The organism is Candidatus Sulfurimonas baltica, from assembly GCF_015265455.1.
GTDB lineage: Bacteria > Campylobacterota > Campylobacteria > Campylobacterales > Sulfurimonadaceae > Sulfurimonas > Sulfurimonas baltica.
This window is the reverse complement of record NZ_CP054492.1, coordinates 2,437,947-2,458,501: the sequence shown is the minus strand read 5'-3', so window position 1 is coordinate 2,458,501 and position 20,555 is coordinate 2,437,947. Positions and strand designations below refer to the sequence as shown.

Below are 20,555 nucleotides of genomic sequence, written 5' to 3'. Positions count from 1 at the left end.
ATGAAACTTATTAAATTATTTATATTTGGAGTAACATTTTTCACCTCTATTACTCTATTCGCCGGAATTGTTAATACGAAGCATAATCTATCTGTTACTAACAATGTAGTAGATGGCAACAATACTATTGTTAAGGCTACAGTCGAAACGCAAATTTGTGTTTTTTGTCACACTCCTCACGAGGCAGATACTGTTGCAGCTCCACTATGGAACAGAAGTATGCCAGTTAGTGCTTACACAATGTATGATAGTGATTATTTAAAGAGAACTGGATATCCTACACCAACAGAGTTGGGAAGTGCAGCAGGAGAACCAGGAACAATCTCTAGACAATGTCTTAGTTGTCATGATGGAACCGTAGCAATTGGAGCTATTTCAAATGCTCCAGGCAGCGGTAAGGGTGATGGTAGTGACATAGCTATGAGTGGTGTAGCTGGTGATGGAACTATGCAAAGTACAAGTAGTGCTTTTATAGGTACAGATTTGAGTAATCATCACCCAGTAGCAATATCGTACGGGGAGCCAATGACTATGCCAGTGCCAGGTGTAGACCATAATAGTAGTAGCTCAAGGGGAAATGAACTAGTAACAGACCCAGAAGCAAATTCATCAATAGTGCTTCGTACATACCCAGCACATGACGGTAAAAAATTTGTTGAATGTATATCATGTCATGATCCACATAAAGAAAATGAAAAATTTTTAAGAGTAGATGTTGGAACACATGCTCAAAATATTGCAGCTACATGTCAGTCATGCCATATAAAAGATAATTTTGAGGGAAGTACACATGATGTCATGAATGCAACATATAGTAACACGGCAGTAAATGATAAGTTTTCAGCTGGAGCTGCTACAAAAGTCTCAGATATGAAATGTGCAAATTGTCATACTCCTCATAATTCAGGAAGTGAATATTTAACAAGACAAGTGCAGGAACAAACATGTTTTCAAGGTGCTTCAGATACTGTTAGTACGGCTCCATGCCATGGAACAAACCATGAGACAGGGGGGAAAGATATAGAGACTGTTATGACTAGGACCTATGGTCATGGGCCTACCCTTCTTAATATCGCTGGAAATACTAACCATACAAATTTAGACTATGTTTATGGTGAGGGAACAACAAATGATAGAGGACCTACAAGTGGTATAGACTGGGCTACTTCTGAGCATGTAGAGTGTATGGATTGTCATAACCAACATCAAGTTCAAAAGATTTCTCGTAAACCAGCTACGCAAACGGCTGGTAAATGGTATCCTGACACACCAGGTGCTGACACAAATAAGATTGTATCTGCTTCGTATACAACCAGTCCATTAAAAGGTGCAAGCGGAGTAAAACCAAGCAGTTGGCCAGGTAGGTGGCTTCAGCCGGTAGAATTTACTACACTAGAAACTGCAACATACGAATATGAAATATGTTTCAAGTGTCATTCATACTGGGGAATGGGAGCGGATAATGATAATGGAGATACGCTAGTCGATAGTCCAGCCCACTCAGCATATTTAACACGAAGTGACGGATCTGTGCAGTTTACAGATGTGGCTTGGGAGTTTAATCCAAACAACCGCTCTGGACATCCTGTTAATGTAGCATTAAATGACAGAACAGGAAGTTATGCACCAAAAGCTTATACAGCTAGTCAAATGAAAGATCCATGGAAAACAAATGTTGGAGATCAGACTATGTATTGTAGCGATTGCCATGGAGCAGATAATGAACCAGAAACTGATCCAAAAGGACCTCATGGTTCTAGTTATAAATTTATGCTAAAAGGTGTAGGTAAATTCTGGCCTGCAAATAGTGATGGAACTCTATATAGACAACCAGCAACAACAGGCACTGGCGACTTGGACATATTATGTAAAAACTGTCATGAAACAGGTGCCGCTGGTGTCGGGCATACCGACCAAGATAAATCTGAGATGTCAAACTCTCCTTGTGTTAGATGTCATGTAGCTATACCTCATGGTTCACCAGTATCTAGATTGTTTGTATATGCTACTTTTCCAGCTCCTTATAACTATGGTGGAAATACTGCGGGGCCTGTACGGTTTAGAAAACCTGCATCTGGTACAGCTGGATTTGGTGATGTTAGAACAGTAGGTGGTTGTTCTGGTAAACATGATGGGCTTTCAAGTGGTGGTGATTCAGCACCATTAAACTGGTAAGATTTAAGAGCTATGATTAAATATTTTATATTTTATATATTTTTATCATTTACTCTTTTAGCCAGTGAAGTAGACAATAAGCCTTTTAGAGAGCTCGTTGTTGGCTACAACCATGGAGTTCTCTTAGCTGCTAAAAAAAAGAAATTTGACCATCTCCAAGAGTATCTTACACAAGCAATATATTATAAGACTTTGATTTGGTTGGAGTCTTACCAAGACAACTATCTTTTTATGGATGCACTTCTTTTGGGTATAAAATTTGGTGAGTTCAATCAAGACGGCATAACTGCTACACTCGACACACACGAGAAATGGAAATATAGATATATAGATATATATAGAAAAAAAGTTTCATCAGGGCCTGTCAAAACTGACTATGATTTGAGATACTTTTTTATACAGTTAGAAGATGGCACTTGGAAGATAAATCATATAAAAATATTAAAAGAGGTTAACACACCTATAGAGGACAACTAGATGCGATTTTTTTTAATTTTTTTAATTTTTACAACCCTACTTTTTTCTTCTATAAAAGATGATGTTATTAAATACAAGTTAGACAAGAGTTACACAGAGGCTTTTTCTCGTTTGAATGTTCAAAGTGGTGATGGTCGCATGAAACCTCTTGACACTCTAAATATGGATGTTTTAAATAAACTGACAAGAAAAAAAGAGTTGTTTGGGCTTAATCATAATCAAGTAGTTCTTGGAATGACTTTTGCACCAGAGTTTTGGAAAAAAGTTCCTATGCTTGAGTACAATTCAAAAGTGCAGAGTTTTAACGACTTTTATAAAGACGGTAATTATACTTTAATGCTTGAAGTTGCACAAGTAAATAAAAAAGAGGCAAGCGGTAGAACTGCTTATGAAAAAGAGCTGTTAAAACTAGATGAAAAGCTCAAAGTAGCAGAGTTTGTTTACTCACAAGGGTACTTAAAGGTTTTTCCCTTAGCAGGTGATGAAGCTAAAAGTTGGTTATCTCCAAAAACTTATGAAGAAAAATTTACAGGTTCACAAAAGTTTGATGTTAAAAAAATCTTGGTTTTAAATAAAAAAGCATTAATATCTGGTGATGTAGATTTAGCAAAAGATATGGTGAAAAAAATAGCTGAATTTCAAAAACTTCATGGTTCAAATGTTTTACTAACTAAAGAAAAAGTGGACGCTGAACTTTTTTATAACAAGATATTGATATTTGAGAGAGTTTACCCATTTTATATTATAGTTGGACTTTTATTATTAGTGCTTAGCTTCATAAAAGTACTTAGAGAAAAGAACTACATGTTGATTGAAAAAAGTGCTGATTTTCTACTATATGGACTATTTGCTTTATACAGTTTCAATCTTGGACTTAGATGGTATATAAGCACTCATGCCCCATGGACAAACTCTTACGAATCTATGGTTTTAATAGCTTGGGCAATTTTACTTGTAGGACTTATCTTTAACAAAAAATCCACCTTTGCCCTTGGAGTAACTACTTTTATGGCTGGTGTTATGCTTTTTGCTGCACATCTTAGCTGGATTGACCCAAGAATTACAACAGTTACTTCTAGTTTTCAATCTATTTGGCTTGTTATACATGTAGCAATCATTAGTGCCTCATATGCGTTTTTAACTCTAAGTTTTTTGCTTGGGTTTATAACTCTTGTGCTTTTTAAATTCTCTAAAAATAATCTACATGTAGTTAAGAAAATCAAAGAATCATATAAAACAAATGAAGCATCTATGATTTTTGGTCTCTCTCTTTTGGCTATTGGTACACTACTTGGAAGCGTATGGGCAAATGAGTTGTGGGGAAGAGTTTGGGCTTGGGATCCTAAAGAGGCTTGGTCGTTAATCTCGGTGTTAGTTTATATGTTAATACTTCATTTTAGATCTGTTGTGAAAGAGAGTGTTGTGTATATGTTTTCTGTTATGTCGGTTTTAGGTTTTTTTACTATTTTGATGACATACTTTGGTGTAAACTACTTTTTTGATGCTATACATGTATTTGCAAGTGATAGTGGCTCTAGTGTCCCTTGGTATGCTTATGTAGGTGCTTTAAGTGTGCTTATCTTAATAGTTGTTTCATATAAGGATAGAAAAAATGTATAGGTTGTTTTCCATGAAGGTTGCACTTGTTTTTGTGGCTATTTATGCTTTGTCTATTGCTACTGGAACTTTTATTGAAAATACATCTTCGCATGGCGTGGCAAGAGAGTATGTTTATGATACTTTATGGTTTTGGACTTTACAGGGTATTTTAGCTCTGTTTTTATTAGTAGCTATTTTTAGAGCAAAGATGTACCAGTTTAAAAAACTTGGATTGTTTTTATTTCACATCTCTTTTTTGATTATTTTAGTAGGCGCTTTTTTATCTAAAAACTACGGCTATAAAGAGGACTTGTATCTTACAAAAGGTATGAGCAGAAATGTAATGCTCTCTGGTGATTACTTTATGAGTCTACATGTAACTAAAGATGGAGAAACAAAAGAGTATTTTCAAGATGGTAAAGATGGTGCATTTGATGGTGTTTTTGATTTAGACGGCAGAGAGTTTAAGATAAAAAGCGGATACTATTTAGATAATGCTAAGGTTGAAGTTCTCAGGCAAAAATGGAATCAAGGGATAAAAAGAGGTGCAATGGCATTTGAAATCATAAGAGATAACATTAAAAGAGAAAAGTATTATCTTGAAGATTTGGGAGCCATACAGTTTGATGATTTTGAATTGCTTTTTAATATGGAACCAAAAGACAAAACAAAGCCTTACTTTAAAATAGAAGCAAATGAGGGTAAATCACAACATTTCAAATCAAATTTACTTATTAAGTCAAACTTTGGCGAGGAGTACAACACAAGTAGCATACATGATTTCTCACAAGGGATTTTATACTATATGACTGACGAAATTGGTATATTGGCAAGCGAAGCAACTACAATAGGCAGTATAGTAGCCGTACCTCAAGAGGAAAAATCTAAAAATACAAACACAGTAATGCTTGCAAATGTAGAGTATGATGACATGAAAATAGAAATTGTCTTGATACAAAAAGATAAATATTTTAGTGGATATAAAAAAGAGATATGGCTTGATGAAAATACAAAAGTAGATATTCGCTGGGGCAAAAAAATAACTACACTCCCTTTTGAAGTTTATTTGCATGACTTTGAGGTTAAGCGTTACCCTGGTTCTAGAAATGTAGAGAACTACTTTAGTGATATTGAGATAATAGACGGCAGTAAAAATATAAAGGCAAAGCTTAGCGTAAACGAACCGTTTACATATAAAGGATATAGATTTTTTCAGACAAAATTTGAGAATAATGACAGCACTATTTTTATGGTTAATTATAATCCTGGAATTTTTTGGATTTATTTGGGTTACGTTTTACTTACTCTTGGCTTACTGTTAAACCTCTTTAGAAAAGTAATAAAATAATTTTTTAATTAACCATAGCAACTAATATTGATTATTTATGAAATATATGGTATCATTGTTGCATATTGTTAAAACATGGGGGTTCTATTATGAGTAAAGTTTTAATTATTTTAATTTTTGTTCTTTCGTCGTTAGGTGCTTCATCGTTATATTATTATGATGCTGGAAAAAAAGTTTTTGTTGAGGAAGTAGCTGTTAGTGCCAAGTCACAAGGCAGTGTAGTTTATTATAAAAAAACAATCGATTCTAGTGTTGTAGGTATAGATGACAAAATCATTTTGCAGTTAGCCCCTCATTCTGACATGCACTCTCTCTTGTCCAAATATAATGTTGAGATTTTGAGAAAGTTGAGTGGTGATTTGTATCTGCTAAGAGTAATTGGTGGTGAAAATATTTTTGAAACAGCAGCTCTGCTTCATGAAGATTGCGACACAGTTTTTGCTCAACCAAACTTTATTAAGCAAAGGAGAGCAAGATGATACGCTCAATAATAATATCTTTTTTAATACTTTTTTCGTTAACTGGCTGTGGTGAAGGTGATGGTTCAGGCACTGTTACAGGTCAGTTTATTGATGCTCCAGTTCAAGGTTTGAGTTATACATGTTCATCTGGAGCAACAGGTGAAACAAACTCTAATGGTGAATATACATGTATCATTGGAGATAGTGTAACTTTTTTTATTGGTTCAGTTGAAATCGGTACATCATCTGCACAAACAACAGCGATTACACCTTATACTTTATTTCCTAGTGATAATGTTGCTGCAATTAATCTTGCAAGACTTCTTCAGTCTGTAGATACAGGTAGTGTAGCAGGTAGTATAGTGATAGATACTGCTTTAGAAGCAAATATTCCTGTAGATACAGATTTTTCACATGTTGATTTTAGCACAACAATACAAGATGCCCTTAGCATTGTTTTAGTTAGTGAAACTGAGGCAAGAACTGCAATGAATGAAGCTATTATCATAGCTGGCGGAATTGTACCAGCGGATGTTGATAGTAATGCAACGCAAATAGTAGAAGAGGAAACTTCATTATTTACTTTTGATGAAATTCAAGCCTTTGTTACTGCTGGTATATCTACAGTAGGTCAAGTGATTGCAGATGAGTATTACAAATATGCATGGCATATTGAAGATAAAAATAACGATTTTACTACTTCAAATGGTATAGATAGCAGTGCTTCTGCAAATATTAAATCTGCTTGGGAAATCACAAGAGGTCAAGGTGTTTTAGTTGCAGTGATTGATGATAGTTTTAACGCAACACATGAAGATCTAAAAGACAATATAGTAGCTACTTATAACGCAAAGACAGGCTCAAGTATAGTTTTTGACAGTACATTAACTTCTGCTCATGGAACAGCAGTTTCTGGGATTGTAGGTGCATCTGCAAACGACAAAGGTGTTGTCGGTGTTGCACCTGACGCAAAACTTCTTCTTATATCGATAGGCGAAGGTGAAAATAATAGTGATTTAACCCTTATAGATGCTTTTGAATATGCTAGAACACATGGCGCACATGTAGTTAGTTGTAGTTGGGGTACAGAGAGTGTTTCTGAATCTGTAAGTGCGAAGATAAAAGAGCTTTATGATGATGGCATAACTGTTGTATTTGCTTCTGGTAACTCAGGTAAAGATTTGGATACTCAAGGGATTAGTGATGAGTCTGAACTTCCATGGGTTATAGGTGTTGGTGCAAGTAGTGAAACAAACAATAAAACTCAAAACTCTAACTATGGAAAAAGCATAGATATCTTGGCTCCTTCTGGAGATAATGTAGGTATCGTAACAACAGATGAGATGGGATATACTGGTAGAAATGGTAGTGATTTAGGGATAGTTAACAAAAATTATACATTTTTAAAAGGAACATCTGCATCTGCACCAATTGTATCAGGTGTTGTAGCATTACTACTTAGTGAACAACCAGATCTGAGCCCTGCTCAAATTAGATATATACTTATAAACAGTGCCGATAAAATCGGTGGTGTTGCTTACAATGAAAATGGATGGAACAGTCAATACGCTTATGGTAAAATAAATGCATATAATGCGCTTCAAAATATAGATAGTGTACCTACTGCGGCAGAAATTGTAGTGGAAGATGCTGAAGTTACAAATGCTGACCCTGATAGAGTATCTGTTGATGTTGAGTATAGAAAAACACTTAGTGTTTCAAATACATATCCAGCAGATGGAAATATAGACATAAGTGTTGATGTGCAGCTAACTATTAGAATTCAATCAGGTGAGTCTATAAATCAAAATTCTATGTCAAGTGTTACTCTATCACCTGCAGGTGGACGAACACTTAGTTGTACTTCATCAGGAAGGGATGGTACTTGTATACCATCATCTCCACTAGATGCAGGTACAGATTATACAGTAAATTGGACAGGTATGAATAATGGAGGTGGGGATAGTATTGCATCAAGATCAGTTACATTTACAACTGCCGCCCCTTCTGATACAACTCCTCCAAACTTAACTTCTGTGTCTATTTCCTCAAACAATGGTGCAGATTCTACAAAAGCAATTCCAGGTGATAATGTAATTGTTACCTTTACAGCGAACGAACCTTTAAATGTTACTTCAACAACAGCGACTATAGCTGGACAAAGTGCAGCAATTATTAATACAGCTGGTACTACATATACAGCAACATACACTATGACTTCAGGCCAAACTGAAGGTGCAATAGCTTTTTCTATTACAGCGTTTGATGTAGCATTAAACGATGCAACTCCAGTGAGCACAATAACTACTGGAACTTCTGTAACATTTGATAAAACAGCTCCTACTATAAGTACTAGCTCGCCTCTTCATAACGCAACATCGGTAGCCGTTAGTGTAAGTCCAAATGTAACATTCTCAGAAACAATGGACAGTTCAACTTTAACCAATAATATTACACTTAGTTCAGTTGGTGGAACAGTGTGGAGTGATCCTGAAGATGGAGTGGTAACACTTTTAAAAACTTATGCTGCATATAACCCAGCAAGTCCTACCTCTGTTGCTGTAAATGATGTAAATGATGGTTTTAGCAATAGAGCACCTGATGTTTTTTGGGCAATTGATGCAACTTTTCCAGCTTCTCCTTTAGGAGCACTAATGGAACACGGTGGAACAGGTTCTGGTTCATTTATCGGTTTTAGTGGAGGAAATTTTATAGCTAGAGCTGGTACGGGTGCAACAGCAAATACATTTGCAATAGTTACAGAACCAGCATCTACATTTGCAAATAAAAGTGGTACAGTATTTGTGGCTTTTAGTACTTCTACAGATACTGCAACAGTCTGGTTCCAAGAAAATAGTACAGGTGAGGCTGTTCTAATAGGATCTAATACTTCAGGTGGGGATTGGACTACATGGTCAGGTACAAATGATGGATATATTGGGAACGATAATGGTAGTTTAGCTGGTAGTTATCCAGATGTTGTTCCATATAATGGAGGGATATCCGCTGCAAGACTATATAATAACTATGACAATTCAAAAGCAACAAATCAGTCATTAAATACAAGTACTGGAGGAGGTTCTGCAGTATCAGGTACAGTTACCGACAACGGAACCACAGCTACATTTAACCCAACTGCAGATTTAGATCCTGAAACAAGTTATGACTTAGTTGTATCTACATCGGTAACAGATACATTAGGAAATGCTATGGCATCTGAGCAGACTATTAGTTTTACAACTGCTTCAGCAGATGCAGAAGCACCAACAGTAAGTAGTAACTCACCTGCTGATTCAGCAGCAGATATTTCTATTGGTTCAAATGTAACAGTAACATTTAATGAAGCAATGGACTCAGCTACCCTTAATGGTACAAATATAACTATAAGTCCTGCAGCCGCAGGAGCTTTTAGTGATAATGGCACAACAGTTACTTTTAACCCTACATCCAACTTAGTTACAAACACTACATATACTGTTACAGTAGGTACTGGTGTAACTGATGTAGCAGGAAATAACTTGGCATCTAATCATGTGTTTTCTTTTACTACAGAAGCACCTGATATAACAAAACCAACAGTAAGCTCAAAAACACCATCAAATGGAAGTTCAGGTGTAGCAATAGGCTCTAATATTACAGTTACTTTTAGTGAACCTATGAATTCATCAACGCTAAATACATCAAATGTTACTGTAAGTGGTGGTGTTACAGGAACTGTAACTGACAATGGCACAACATTGACTTTCAACCCAAGTTCAAACTTGGCTTATAGTACATCTTATACAGTTACAGTAAGCACAGGAGTACAAGATGTATCAGGTAATGCATTGAACTCAAATCATGTATTTAGTTTTACAACCGAAGATGCAGAGACAGTACCTCCTACTATAAGTTCTATATCTCCAAGTGACACAGCCATAGATGTTTCTCTTAATGCCAATGTCGTAGTGACATTTAGTGAGGATATGGCAGCAGGTACAATAAATACATCAAATATTGTCGTAAAAGATTCAGCAAATGCTGTTGTCTCTGGTACAGTTTCACTAAGTGGAAATGTTGCAACATTTTCACCAGATTCTACTTATGAAATAGCTGAAACTTATTCTGTTACAGTGTCAACTGCTGTAACAGATTTAGTAGGAAACAACTTAGGCTCTCAATCAGTTACAACATTTACAACTGCTTTAGCAACATGTGCACAAACTAATCCACTAACAATCTGTTATACAGTGCCAGAAGCAGGTGGAATAGGTATACTTGAAGATACATCAGTAGCAATTAGATTTAGTGAAGTTATGTCAGGTGGTATGAATGTTTCAGGTATTATTTTAAAAAATTCTTCAAATATTAGCGTTGTAGGAAGTGTGTCCTATGATGGTTTTACAGCTACTTTTGAGCCAGATAGCGACTTGGATGCTGGTGAAACATATACATTGGTGGTAGATGGTGCTGTTTCTGGTGCTGTAAATGGAGCTAAGGGATCAGATTACAGTATGAGTTTTACAACTATAGCAGATGCAAGCGCTGATACTTTTAGAGATGATGCAAAGAAAGTAGTTGTATTAACTGAAAAAGGACAAATATGGCAAGACGATGCAGAGGTCCTTACAACAAGAACATGGAGTGCCGCAAAAACTTATTGTGAAGATAGCACTCTTGGAGGATATGATGATTGGTATCTTCCAGATGTAAATGAGTTGAAAAAACTAGCTGATGATATAAGTGAAAATATAGGTGTATTTAATAATACAGTTAGTGGATATTTTTGGAGTTCTGAGACATATGATGGTAATTCAAACAGAGCATTGGACGTTAGATTTAACAATGGTGCAGTTAATCATTATGGAAAAGGGAATAGTGATTATGTAAGATGTGTTAGAAGTACGGGAGGAAGTGAAGCTGGTGTTGATCAATCAGAAGCAGTAGGAACTATTACAATGAATTCAGATTCTCTAATGTGGCAAGATGATGGTAATAGTGCAACAGTAGGTTGGCAAACTGCTGTTGATTATTGTGCCGCTAAAAGTTTAGCTACATATACAGATTGGAGACTTCCAACTATTGGTGAATTATCGAGTATAGTCGATACAAGTGTAGGGGTTGAAGGAACAACTGCTTTTATTGACCCTATATTTCAGACGGTAGAGATGAATATTTATTGGAGTAGTACATCTGCTGATCGAGCAGGTTATGCAAAATATATTGATTTTTATTCTGGAAATCCAGGTACAAGAAATAAAATATCTGGGAAAGGCATCGCTAGATGTGTTAGAAATAAGTAACGGAACTCTCCGTTACTCCCACGCACCATATTTTTCATCTTTATAGTTTAGCCTTTGTTAGTAATTATACTATAGACTTAGGCAGGATAATACAAGGAAAAACATGACACTTATCAAAAAAATATACTCTATTTTAATCTCAATGAAACTAATGCTGCTTTTAATTTTTTTGTTTGCAGCAGCAAGTGGAATAGCAACGTTTATAGAAAATGACCACGGAATAAACACTTCATGGGCGTTAGTTTATAGCACATGCTGGTTTGAAGCAGTGCAGGTACTTTTAGGCATTAGTATAATTGGAAATATTTTCAAATATAAAATGTACACAAAGAAAAAAATTCCCACTTTTATATTTCATATTGCTTTTTTGTTTGTTTTACTAGGCTCTGGAATTACCCGTTACTACGGGTATGAAGGTGTTATGCATATAAGAGAGGGAGCGACCGAACATCGCATGTTGTCATCTGATGCATTTTTACAGGTAGGTGCAACTAAAAATGATAAAAAATATTATGAAGAGGAGATAGTCTATATCTCCGCACTTGGCGGCAGAGAGTTTAAAACAACTTTGGATGTTGATGGCAAAGATATCACGGTTAAATATAAAAAGTTTATAGATAAAGCCGTAAAAACAGCAGTTGAGGATGAAAATGGAGTACCGATAGTCTCTTTCGTTATCACAACACCGCAGGGTCCTGAAAAGTTTTTCTTAAAAAGCGGTGATTTTATAGATTTAGGTCCTTTAGCTATATATTTTGATAAAGAGCCAACAGGAGAGGCTAAACCAATCTTGCGCCTTATAAACAATAATGGGAATATATCTTTTGTCTCAAACGTGCAAATAAATTGGATGAAGATGGCAGACCGCTCAGAAGGTCTTTATAATGTTGGCAGAGAGTACCCTTTTGAAGCAAAAAAACTTTATAACATCAATGGTATTCAGCTTGTATCAAAAGCAGTTTTAGCCAAAGGTAAAGTAACTGTTATAGATGAAGATACATACAAGTCAACAGCAAGTATGAATATGAAATTTGACTCACTTTCTGCTCTAGTTGTAGATGTGGAATATGATGGAATTCATAAAGAGGTTGCTCTTATGGGAAGCGGAAAGCGATTTAAAGGGTATACTGAAAATATTAAAATTGCAGATACTGAAATAGCGTTAGAATGGGGTTCAAAAATTATAGAGTTGCCATTCTCGCTTAGACTTAGAGATTTTATGTTAATAAAATATCCAGGTTCAATGAGTCCCTCATCATACGAGAGTCATGTGACTTTGATAGACAAGCAAAATCTTGTAAGACAGGAGCACAGAATCTATATGAACAATGTTCTTGATTATGGCGGTTATTTATTTTTTCAATCATCTTACGACAAAGATGAAAAAGGGACAATTTTGTCGGTAAATCATGACCCTGGAAAATGGCCAACTTATTTTGGCTATACACTTTTAGCAATAGGGCTGTTTCTTAATTTTTTTAATCCAAACGGCCGTTTCGGAAAACTTGCAAGAACCAAATATGAATACAAAGCGGGCGTTACCGCTGCTTTATTAATGTTTTTTTCACTGTTTAACGCACAGACGCTTACCGCATCAACTGAGCTGATAGAACAGGTTAAAAATATTGATGCAGAGCATGCAGAGCACTATGGAACTTTGCTTGTTCAAAGTCGTGACGGCAGAATTAAACCGATTGACTCTTTTGCAATAGAGCTACTTAATAAAATATCTTCCAAAGATAGTATGTTTGGACTTTCACATAACCAGATACTGTTGGGAATGGCATCTAACCCAGATGTTTGGAAGCAGATAGATATGATTAAGGTGGCACACCCAAAAGTCAGTAAGTTGCTGGGTGTCGATGAATCAAAAAAAAGATTTGCATATAACGACGCCTTTGACAGAAATGGTCAATATAAATTAGGTGAGCTTGCAGAAGAGGCTCTTCGAAAACGTTCAGCAATCAGGGATATGTTTGATAAAGAGATTATTAAGGTTGATGAGAGGGTAAATGTGGCGTATATGATTTACTCGGGTCGCTTTATGACAGTATTTCCGCTAAAAGGCGATGAAACTAACAAATGGTACTATCCGGAGGAGGCTCTTCAAGGTTTCCCACCAGAGGCTTCAAAAGAGGTGCTTACTCTGCTTAGAAATAACTCTATGGGGTTGGTTAACGGTATAAATAGAGGTACATGGGAGGAGGCAAATAAGGCAATTGATGATATTAAAGAGTATCAGAAAAAGTATTCTCCTTCAATTATACCTGATTCAATGCTCATAGAAGCAGAACTTCTTTACAACAAGATGAATATTTTTGATAAGCTTTATCCGATTTATCTCCTTGCGGGTTTAATTTTGTTGGTGCTGATATTTGTACGCCTTGCAAAGCCAAATATAAATATAGAGGTAGTTACACGGATTGTTCTTGGAGTTTTTGTAGTTGCATTTGTTATTCATACAATGAACTTGGGTTTAAGATGGTATATTGCAGGTCATGCTCCATGGAGTAATGGTTATGAGGCAATGCTTTATATATCTTGGACTATTATTCTTGCTGGAATATTATTTGCACGCTCATCAGAGTTGGCGGTTGCAACCACCGGTATATTTGCAGGTATTACTTTGTTTGTAGCGCATTTAAGTTGGCTAAATCCTCAAATAACTACACTGGTTCCCGTGCTTAAGTCATACTGGCTGACAATTCATGTTTCTATTATTACAGCAAGTTATGGATTTTTAGGGCTTAGCACATTACTTGGATTTGTAGTATTGATTTTTTATATTATGCTTTCAAGTAAAGATAAGCGTGAACAAATAAGTGTAAATATATTTGAAGCAACACGTATTAGCGAGATGTCTATGATTGTTGGACTTTCACTTCTTACGGTAGGAAACTTTTTAGGCGGTGTTTGGGCTAATGAGTCATGGGGTCGCTATTGGGGATGGGATCCAAAAGAGACTTGGGCATTGATTACAATTTTAGTATATGTATTTGTAATACATATGCGTTTTGTGCCGGCACTGAAATCTAACTTTGTGTTTACTGCTGCTTCAGTAGTTGCATACTCCTCAGTTATAATGACATACTTTGGTGTAAACTACTACTTATCAGGATTACACTCATATGCTGCTGGTGATCCTGTTCCAGTACCTGAGTGGATATATTATGTCATATCTGTTATAATTATACTCATTGTCAGTGCATCATTTAACCGTAATAAGTTAGTGAAAATAAAACCGATAAAACAGTAAAAGGAGAGTATATGAAAAATTGGTTAATTGCAATAGTCGTATCGCTATTTATAAGTGGGTGTTCTACGCTTCAGGTTCAGGTCGGTTATGACCCAAAATATGATTTTAAATCAAATACAAACTTCTCAGTTGTGTATGCTAAGAAGAGTGATAACAGAGATTTTTCAAGAAGTATTGTAGGCAAAGTTCTTGAGGAATATATTGTTCAAAAAGGTTATACGAGAGTAGATAAGAGTAATGCAGACTTTTATTTTACGGTGCATCTTGATGTTCAAACAAAGAGTCAGGTTGAGACTAATTATGAGAGTATGAGTATCCGTCCTAGATATTATTATGGGTATTTGAATGACCCAATGGTGAGGGATGTTAATCGTAGCTATTTTCCATATGAGAGAGATATGAGAGTCTCAACTACTACTTATGAGTATGACGAAGGAAAGCTAATAATAGAGGTTTTTGATGTTAAGAAGCAGGAAATTGTTTGGCAGGGGATAGCTAAAGACGAAATATCTGCAGAATACACACAAGAAGAGATGAGTAACTATATAAACAAGGTTATTGTAAAGTTATTTAAGGATTTTCCGAGTAAATAGTAAGAGGTACTAATAGCATCTTTGAAAAGATGCTATTAATATATTTATTTTATAGAAGTAAATTTTGCATCTTCAATAATTACAGAAAATTTATAACCATAACCGAGATCAACATTTGTTTTTATAACTCCTTCAGTAGTAACTACATCTCCAACTTTTACAGTTGAGTTTTTCGAAGTGGCAATAATGTCATTGGTTCCATTTGAGCCTGAACCATCTTGGATGTGAATCCAATCTTTGCCCATAATCCCTTTGGAAACTTTAACGACTTGAGCATTTACCTTTACACTTTTAGCGGCTAGTTCCGCTTTTTTTGCGTATAAATCCTCAACACTGTATCCATTGGGATTTTTAGATACCTTGATTTCTGATGGAGCTTTTTTAAGTTCATCATCATGGTTGCAGTCGATATGTGTTCCATCTGTATGTTTAGCCGCTGTAGCAACTGCTGCACCACTTTTAGCTGATTTGTCGGTTGACACAATCGCACTAACAAATACAAGAGTATCAAATGTTTTATTTAATGCTTTACTAGCAAAATCATTCATAACCATTTGCTCAAGAAAAGAGATTTTGCTTCCCACTGTTACTTCTGTTTGAGGACCGGCTATCCAGTAAATATTACCCTCTTCTTCAACTTTAGCGTATGTGTACCCACCGCCATCTACAGTTTCTAATACCTTGGCAACATGTGGTGCATCAAGTTTAAGTTCATTATCGCTTGGTGTCTCTTGTTTTTGAGGTGATGCTCCATAAATTGATTGAGGCTCTACAGCTGCTTTAGTAGTCTCTGTCGGTGCACTTTTTTCTTGCTCTTTTGGCTTATCACTACAACCAACTATTAGAAGTGTAGCAACGCTTAATGCAATAGATATTTTTTTCATAAATTTCCTTTAATTTTTTTCTGGAGTCCAATTTTCTTTATCCAAAATTGTCTTTGCTTCATGTTTTCCATTTAAATATGCCTTCTTTAGTAGGCCCTCAGCTTCTTTTTTGTTTTGTTTTACCCCATCACCTTCGTAATACATCTTGCCAAGCACGTATTGTGCTGCTTCACTATTTTGCATAGATGCTTTGTTCAGATAAAGGATGGCTTTAGATAAATCAACTTTTGTACCTTCACCGGCTCTGTACATCAAACCTACTTGATATTGCGCTATAGGGTATTTTTTATCTGCAACTTGTTTATATAATTCAAAAGCCTTATCCAAATCTTTTTTTACACCATCACCTTTGTAGTATATCTCAGCAAGGTGAATGGCAGACTTTTGGTCCCCTTTTTCAGCCCCTTGACCAAATAAAGAAATTGCTTCATTTATATCTTGTGTTACGCCATCTCCCTTTTTGTACATCATAGCAAGGTTAAACATAGCTTTTTCATGCCCTTGTATTGCAGCTTTTCGATATAAAGATGCTGCCATAGCATGGTCTTTTTCTATTGAAATACCCTGAAAATACATGCCACCCAAAGCAAATTGACTATTTGCCTCCCCTTTGTCCGCTTTAACTTTTACCGACATAAACGCTCTGTTGTTCATATTCGTTTGTTGTGCTGCCAATGCTACGGTTGTTGCTAAAGATAATTGTAAAGCAGTAGCCAATATTAATTTCTTCAAGATTATCTCCGATTTTTGTTTTATTTTACCATTATTGAAAGTCAATAATTATAGCTACACTTATCAAATTTTTTACTTAAATAGGCAGGTATTTTTATCTTCTTTAGTACAATTTTTAGGTATAATCGCGTAATTTTATACGAGAGAATTATTTATGAATATTAGAGAAGAATTTTTAAAATTTTTTGAAGAAAAAAATCACGATAGAGTAGCAAGCTCTCCGCTTGTACCAGATGACGCAACACTTCTTTTTAACAATGCAGGTATGGTGCCCTTTAAATCTATTTTTACAGGTGAAATACCGGTTCCACAAAACCCTAGAGCTACTTCTTGTCAAACATGTATCCGTGCAGGCGGTAAACACAACGATTTGGAAAATGTTGGACACACAGCCCGTCACCACACGTTTTTTGAGATGCTCGGTAACTTTAGTTTTGGTAATTACTTCAAAGAAGATGCTATTGATTATGCTTGGGAGTTTATTACCGAAGTATTAAAATTTCCAGTAGATAAGCTTTGGGTTACTGTTCATGAGAGCGATGATGAAGCTGAACTCCTTTGGCAGAAGCATGTTCATAAAGATAGAATTATGAGACTTGGTGATGCTGATAACTTCTGGCAGATGGGAGATACAGGGCCATGTGGACCTTGTAGTGAAATCTTTTTTGACCAAGGCGCAGAAAGCTTTAGTGGTCCAGAGGATTATATGGGCGGTGAGGGAGATAGATTTTTAGAGATTTGGAATCTTGTTTTTATGCAGTATGAAAAAAGTGCCGATGGGACTATGACACCACTTCCAAAACCATCAATAGATACAGGTATGGGTCTTGAGCGTGTTGTCGCAATTGCAGAGGGGAAACAAAGCAATTATGACTCATCACTTTTTATGCCAATTATTCTACATGTAGAAAAACTAATAGGCAAAGAGTATGAGTATGCAACCGGTGCTTCTTACCGTGTAATAGCAGACCATATAAGAACTGCACTATTTCTTTTGGCTCAAGGTATAAACTTTTCAAACGAAGGGCGTGGCTATGTTCTTCGTCGTATTCTTCGTCGTGCTGTAAGACACGGTTATCTGCTTGGTTTTAGAGAGCCGTTTATGTATAAACTGGTTGATGATGTGGTAGAGATTATGGGAGCAGAGTATGATTATTTATCTCCTAAAGCTCCTGCCGTAAAAGAGCAGATAGAGTTGGAAGAGGCTAGATTTTTCAAAACAATTGAGTCTGGAATCGAACTTTTTAATGCTGAGCTTGAAAATACAAAGGGTGTCTTTAGCGGAGAGGTTGCTTTTAAACTTTATGACACTTTTGGATTCCCGCTTGACCTAACAGAAGATATGCTTAAAGAGAAAAATTTAAAACTTGATTCTGCTAAGTTTGAAGAGTTGATGTTAGAGCAGAGAACTCGTGCAAAAGCTGCTTGGAAAGGTAGCGGGGATGATGCAGTTCATGGAGATTTCAAAGAACTTTTAGAGAAGTTTAATGAGAACACTTTTGTCGGATATGAGTTTTTACAACATTCAGGAGAAGTTTTAGCACTTTTAGATGATAAATTTAAACATGTAGAAAAGTTAAGTGTAGGTTCTAAAGGCTGGGTTCTTTTAGATCTTACACCTTTTTATGCTGAGAGTGGTGGACAAACCGGCGATATTGGAGAGCTTGTGAGTTATGCAAAAGTTCTTGATACAAAGAAATTTTTTGGACTAAATATGTCTCAAATTTCTGTAGAAAAAGAGTTGAAAGTTGGTGATATTGTAGATTCACATGTAGATATAAGCAGAGCGGAAATTATTAAACATCACTCCGCTACACACCTTCTTCATGCAGTTTTGTATGATGTCTTAGGTGAGCATATTTCCCAAGCAGGTTCACTTGTAGACGCAGACAAACTAAGATTTGATTTCTCACATCCAAAAGCGTTAACAAATGCAGAGATAGCAGAGATAGAGAGAAGAGTTAACAATGATGTTCTTCGCGGCATAACAGGAAAAACAGAAGTAATGGGCATTGAAGATGCTAAAAAATCTGGTGCTAAAGCTCAGTTTGGAGAAAAGTACGGCGATGAAGTTCGCGTTGTTAGTTTTGGCGACGCAAGTGTTGAGTTTTGCGGCGGGGTACATGTAGAGAATTCTGCAAATATTGGCTCGTTTATTATTACAAAAGAGGCTGGTGTCTCAGCAGGAGTTCGCCGTATAGAGGCAGTTTGCGGAAATGCAGCTTATCAATACTTTTCACAACAGAGGACTCTTTTAAAAGAGGTTCAAGCAGAGGTTAAAAACTTAGATGTTATTTCCGGTATTGCAAGACTTAAATCAAATATTGCTGAGCTCAAAAGTGAATTGCAAGATGCACAAAAGAGTGCTAAAGTTGAGATAAAAGCAACGGAGATAAATGGTGTTACTGTTGTAGTTGAAGAGTTACTGAGCGGAGACATTAAAGAAAAAATAGACGAGTTGAAAAATCAACATGATAAACTTTGCGCAATGTTGTTTCAAGTAAAAGGGGATAAGGTTCTTATCGCTGCAGGTGTTAAAGATGCAAAGGCTAAAGCAGGAGATTGGATTAAAAAAATCGCTCCAATATTAGGCGGCGGTGGCGGTGGTCGTCCTGATTTCGCTCAAGCCGGTGGAAAAGACGCAACAAAAGTAAAAGAGGCTAAAGCAGAGGCATTAAAATTTATTGAAGAGGTTCTATTATAATGGAAAATATATTTTTACAATATAAAGTTGCTATAGTTTTTTTACATGTAATAAGTGCGGTAGTCTGGGTTGGCGGCATGGTAGCTATGCGTTACGCGGCTCATCAATCCTTTTTGGAGATAGAATCACCTCAAAAAAGATTAGAGAGAATCGCTCATGCACTTAAAAGACTCTTTAGTATTGTTCTGCCGTTTGTAATCATATTGTTAATTACCGCAGTTCTTATGAGCAAAGGCTATGGACTCTCCTCATCAGCATTTAGTCCTTTAGTCCATGTTAAAGAGACTATTTGGAGTATCATGTTTATAAACCTGATAATTATGATGTTTAGAAGAAACAAGGCTGAAAAACTGTTGAATAGCGGAGACTTTGTAGGTGCTAAAAACCAACTTGGTCTTATTGGAAGATTTATGGTTCCTCTAAATATTGCACTAGGCTTTATAGCGATTTTAATAGGAACTTATTTCTCAAGTTCTTTGTAATGATAAGACTTGCTTCATCATCAACTACTCGCGCGCAGCTTTTAAAAGAAGCTGGGATAGAGTTTATTCAGCAAAGCGTTGATTTTGATGAAGAGAGTATTATCGCATCATCCCCTAAAAACTTTGTTTACCTCGCCACCATTGGAAAGTATGAAGCTAACCTCAAATATTTCGGATTTAATGATTACCCACTTTTAGTAGCCGACACGGTAGTAAGTTCTCAGGGGCAAATACTGCGCAAGGCAAAATGTGTTGATGATGCCAGAAATATACTGATGACACAAAGCGGAAATATTACAAGCATTATTACATGTATGATTTACCAGTCCCCAAATATTAAAATAGTTGATATCTCATCCACCGATTATATTTTCAGTGAGTTTAACCTTGAAGATTTAGAAAATTATCTAAAAAGTGGAGAGTGGAGAGGAAAAGCAGGTGCATGTATGGTAGAAGGATTTTGTAAACCTTATATAACAGAGGTTAAAGGATATGAGAGTACTGCTATGGGTTTGAATACAGAGTTATTAAATAAATTTATCTAAATTCAACAAATTTAGTG

13 protein-coding genes are annotated in these 20,555 nt (G+C 35.9%); 11 read left to right on the top strand and 2 right to left on the bottom strand.

The features are described from left to right. The 8 genes from HUE88_RS12325 (at position 1) to HUE88_RS12290 (ending at position 15,191) form a co-directional block, all read left to right on the top strand. Positions 1-2,175: a cytochrome c3 family protein gene (locus HUE88_RS12325; protein ID WP_194369449.1), complete on the top strand. Its 2,175-nt coding sequence runs from the start codon at positions 1-3 to the stop codon at positions 2,173-2,175. 12 nt (positions 2,176-2,187) lie between these two features. Next, positions 2,188-2,652, top strand: a complete 465-nt coding sequence (locus tag HUE88_RS12320; protein ID WP_194369448.1) for a hypothetical protein — start codon at positions 2,188-2,190, stop codon at positions 2,650-2,652. Beyond that, positions 2,653-4,272 (top strand): cytochrome c biogenesis protein, encoded by a 1,620-nt coding sequence (locus tag HUE88_RS12315; protein WP_194369447.1) that lies wholly within the window; start codon positions 2,653-2,655, stop codon positions 4,270-4,272. Next, complete coding sequence (locus HUE88_RS12310) at positions 4,265-5,599, top strand: cytochrome c biogenesis ResB family protein (RefSeq protein WP_194369446.1); 1,335 nt, start codon at positions 4,265-4,267, stop codon at positions 5,597-5,599. Before HUE88_RS12315 ends, HUE88_RS12310 begins: the two co-directional genes overlap by 8 nt. A gap of 89 nt (positions 5,600-5,688) precedes the next feature. Beyond that, complete coding sequence (locus tag HUE88_RS12305; RefSeq protein WP_194369445.1) at positions 5,689-6,078, top strand: hypothetical protein; 390 nt, start codon at positions 5,689-5,691, stop codon at positions 6,076-6,078. Then, on the top strand, positions 6,075-11,342 hold the full coding sequence (locus tag HUE88_RS12300; protein ID WP_194369444.1) for an Ig-like domain-containing protein: 5,268 nt from the start codon (positions 6,075-6,077) through the stop codon (positions 11,340-11,342). The genes HUE88_RS12305 and HUE88_RS12300 overlap by 4 nt, the downstream gene beginning before the upstream one ends. Positions 11,343-11,445: 103 nt before the next feature. Beyond that, the gene (locus tag HUE88_RS12295) at positions 11,446-14,598 is read left to right on the top strand and encodes a cytochrome c biogenesis protein CcsA (RefSeq protein ID WP_194369443.1); all 3,153 of its coding nucleotides are present in this window, start codon (positions 11,446-11,448) and stop codon (positions 14,596-14,598) included. 11 nt (positions 14,599-14,609) lie between these two features. Next, entirely contained in the window at positions 14,610-15,191 is a 582-nt protein-coding gene (locus HUE88_RS12290; protein WP_194369441.1) for a DUF4136 domain-containing protein, read from the top strand. Between the two features lie 44 nt (positions 15,192-15,235). Here the strand turns inward: HUE88_RS12290 and HUE88_RS12285 are convergent, their stop codons facing one another. Both HUE88_RS12285 and HUE88_RS12280 read right to left on the bottom strand, forming a co-directional pair. Next, entirely contained in the window at positions 15,236-16,075 is an 840-nt protein-coding gene (locus HUE88_RS12285; RefSeq protein ID WP_194369439.1) for a GW dipeptide domain-containing protein, read from the bottom strand. Between the two features lie 9 nt (positions 16,076-16,084). Next, on the bottom strand, positions 16,085-16,807 hold the full coding sequence (locus HUE88_RS12280; RefSeq protein ID WP_194369437.1) for a tetratricopeptide repeat protein: 723 nt from the start codon (positions 16,805-16,807) through the stop codon (positions 16,085-16,087). 154 nt (positions 16,808-16,961) lie between these two features. On the opposite strand from HUE88_RS12280, the gene alaS reads away from it, so the two are divergent. From alaS to maf, 3 genes are read left to right on the top strand one after another with little or no spacing between them, the layout of a single operon-like run. Next, on the top strand, positions 16,962-19,511 hold the full coding sequence (gene alaS / locus HUE88_RS12275; protein WP_194369435.1) for an alanine--tRNA ligase: 2,550 nt from the start codon (positions 16,962-16,964) through the stop codon (positions 19,509-19,511). Next, positions 19,511-19,993 carry a hypothetical protein gene (locus HUE88_RS12270; protein ID WP_194369433.1) on the top strand — a complete coding sequence of 161 codons (483 nt, stop codon included), beginning with the start codon at positions 19,511-19,513 and terminating at the stop codon, positions 19,991-19,993. The genes alaS and HUE88_RS12270 overlap by 1 nt, the downstream gene beginning before the upstream one ends. Continuing rightward, on the top strand, positions 19,993-20,538 hold the full coding sequence (gene maf / locus HUE88_RS12265; protein WP_194369431.1) for a septum formation inhibitor Maf: 546 nt from the start codon (positions 19,993-19,995) through the stop codon (positions 20,536-20,538). The genes HUE88_RS12270 and maf overlap by 1 nt, the downstream gene beginning before the upstream one ends. Positions 20,539-20,555 lie beyond the last annotated feature (17 nt).

What these genes read in the sequence shown, in the direction of transcription:
- HUE88_RS12295 (WP_194369443.1), top strand. Translation starts at nt 11,446, where the DNA reads ATGACACTTATCAAAAAAATATACTCTATTTTAATCTCAATGAAACTA.
- alaS (WP_194369435.1), top strand. Translation starts at nt 16,962, where the DNA reads ATGAATATTAGAGAAGAATTTTTAAAATTTTTTGAAGAAAAAAATCAC.
- maf (WP_194369431.1), top strand. Translation starts at nt 19,993, where the DNA reads ATGATAAGACTTGCTTCATCATCAACTACTCGCGCGCAGCTTTTAAAA.
- HUE88_RS12285 (WP_194369439.1), bottom strand. Translation starts at nt 16,075, where the DNA reads ATGAAAAAAATATCTATTGCATTAAGCGTTGCTACACTTCTAATAGTT.
- HUE88_RS12270 (WP_194369433.1), top strand. Translation starts at nt 19,511, where the DNA reads ATGGAAAATATATTTTTACAATATAAAGTTGCTATAGTTTTTTTACAT.
- HUE88_RS12315 (WP_194369447.1), top strand. Translation starts at nt 2,653, where the DNA reads ATGCGATTTTTTTTAATTTTTTTAATTTTTACAACCCTACTTTTTTCT.
- HUE88_RS12325 (WP_194369449.1), top strand. Translation starts at nt 1, where the DNA reads ATGAAACTTATTAAATTATTTATATTTGGAGTAACATTTTTCACCTCT.
- HUE88_RS12300 (WP_194369444.1), top strand. Translation starts at nt 6,075, where the DNA reads ATGATACGCTCAATAATAATATCTTTTTTAATACTTTTTTCGTTAACT.
- HUE88_RS12290 (WP_194369441.1), top strand. Translation starts at nt 14,610, where the DNA reads ATGAAAAATTGGTTAATTGCAATAGTCGTATCGCTATTTATAAGTGGG.
- HUE88_RS12320 (WP_194369448.1), top strand. Translation starts at nt 2,188, where the DNA reads ATGATTAAATATTTTATATTTTATATATTTTTATCATTTACTCTTTTA.
- HUE88_RS12310 (WP_194369446.1), top strand. Translation starts at nt 4,265, where the DNA reads ATGTATAGGTTGTTTTCCATGAAGGTTGCACTTGTTTTTGTGGCTATT.
- HUE88_RS12305 (WP_194369445.1), top strand. Translation starts at nt 5,689, where the DNA reads ATGAGTAAAGTTTTAATTATTTTAATTTTTGTTCTTTCGTCGTTAGGT.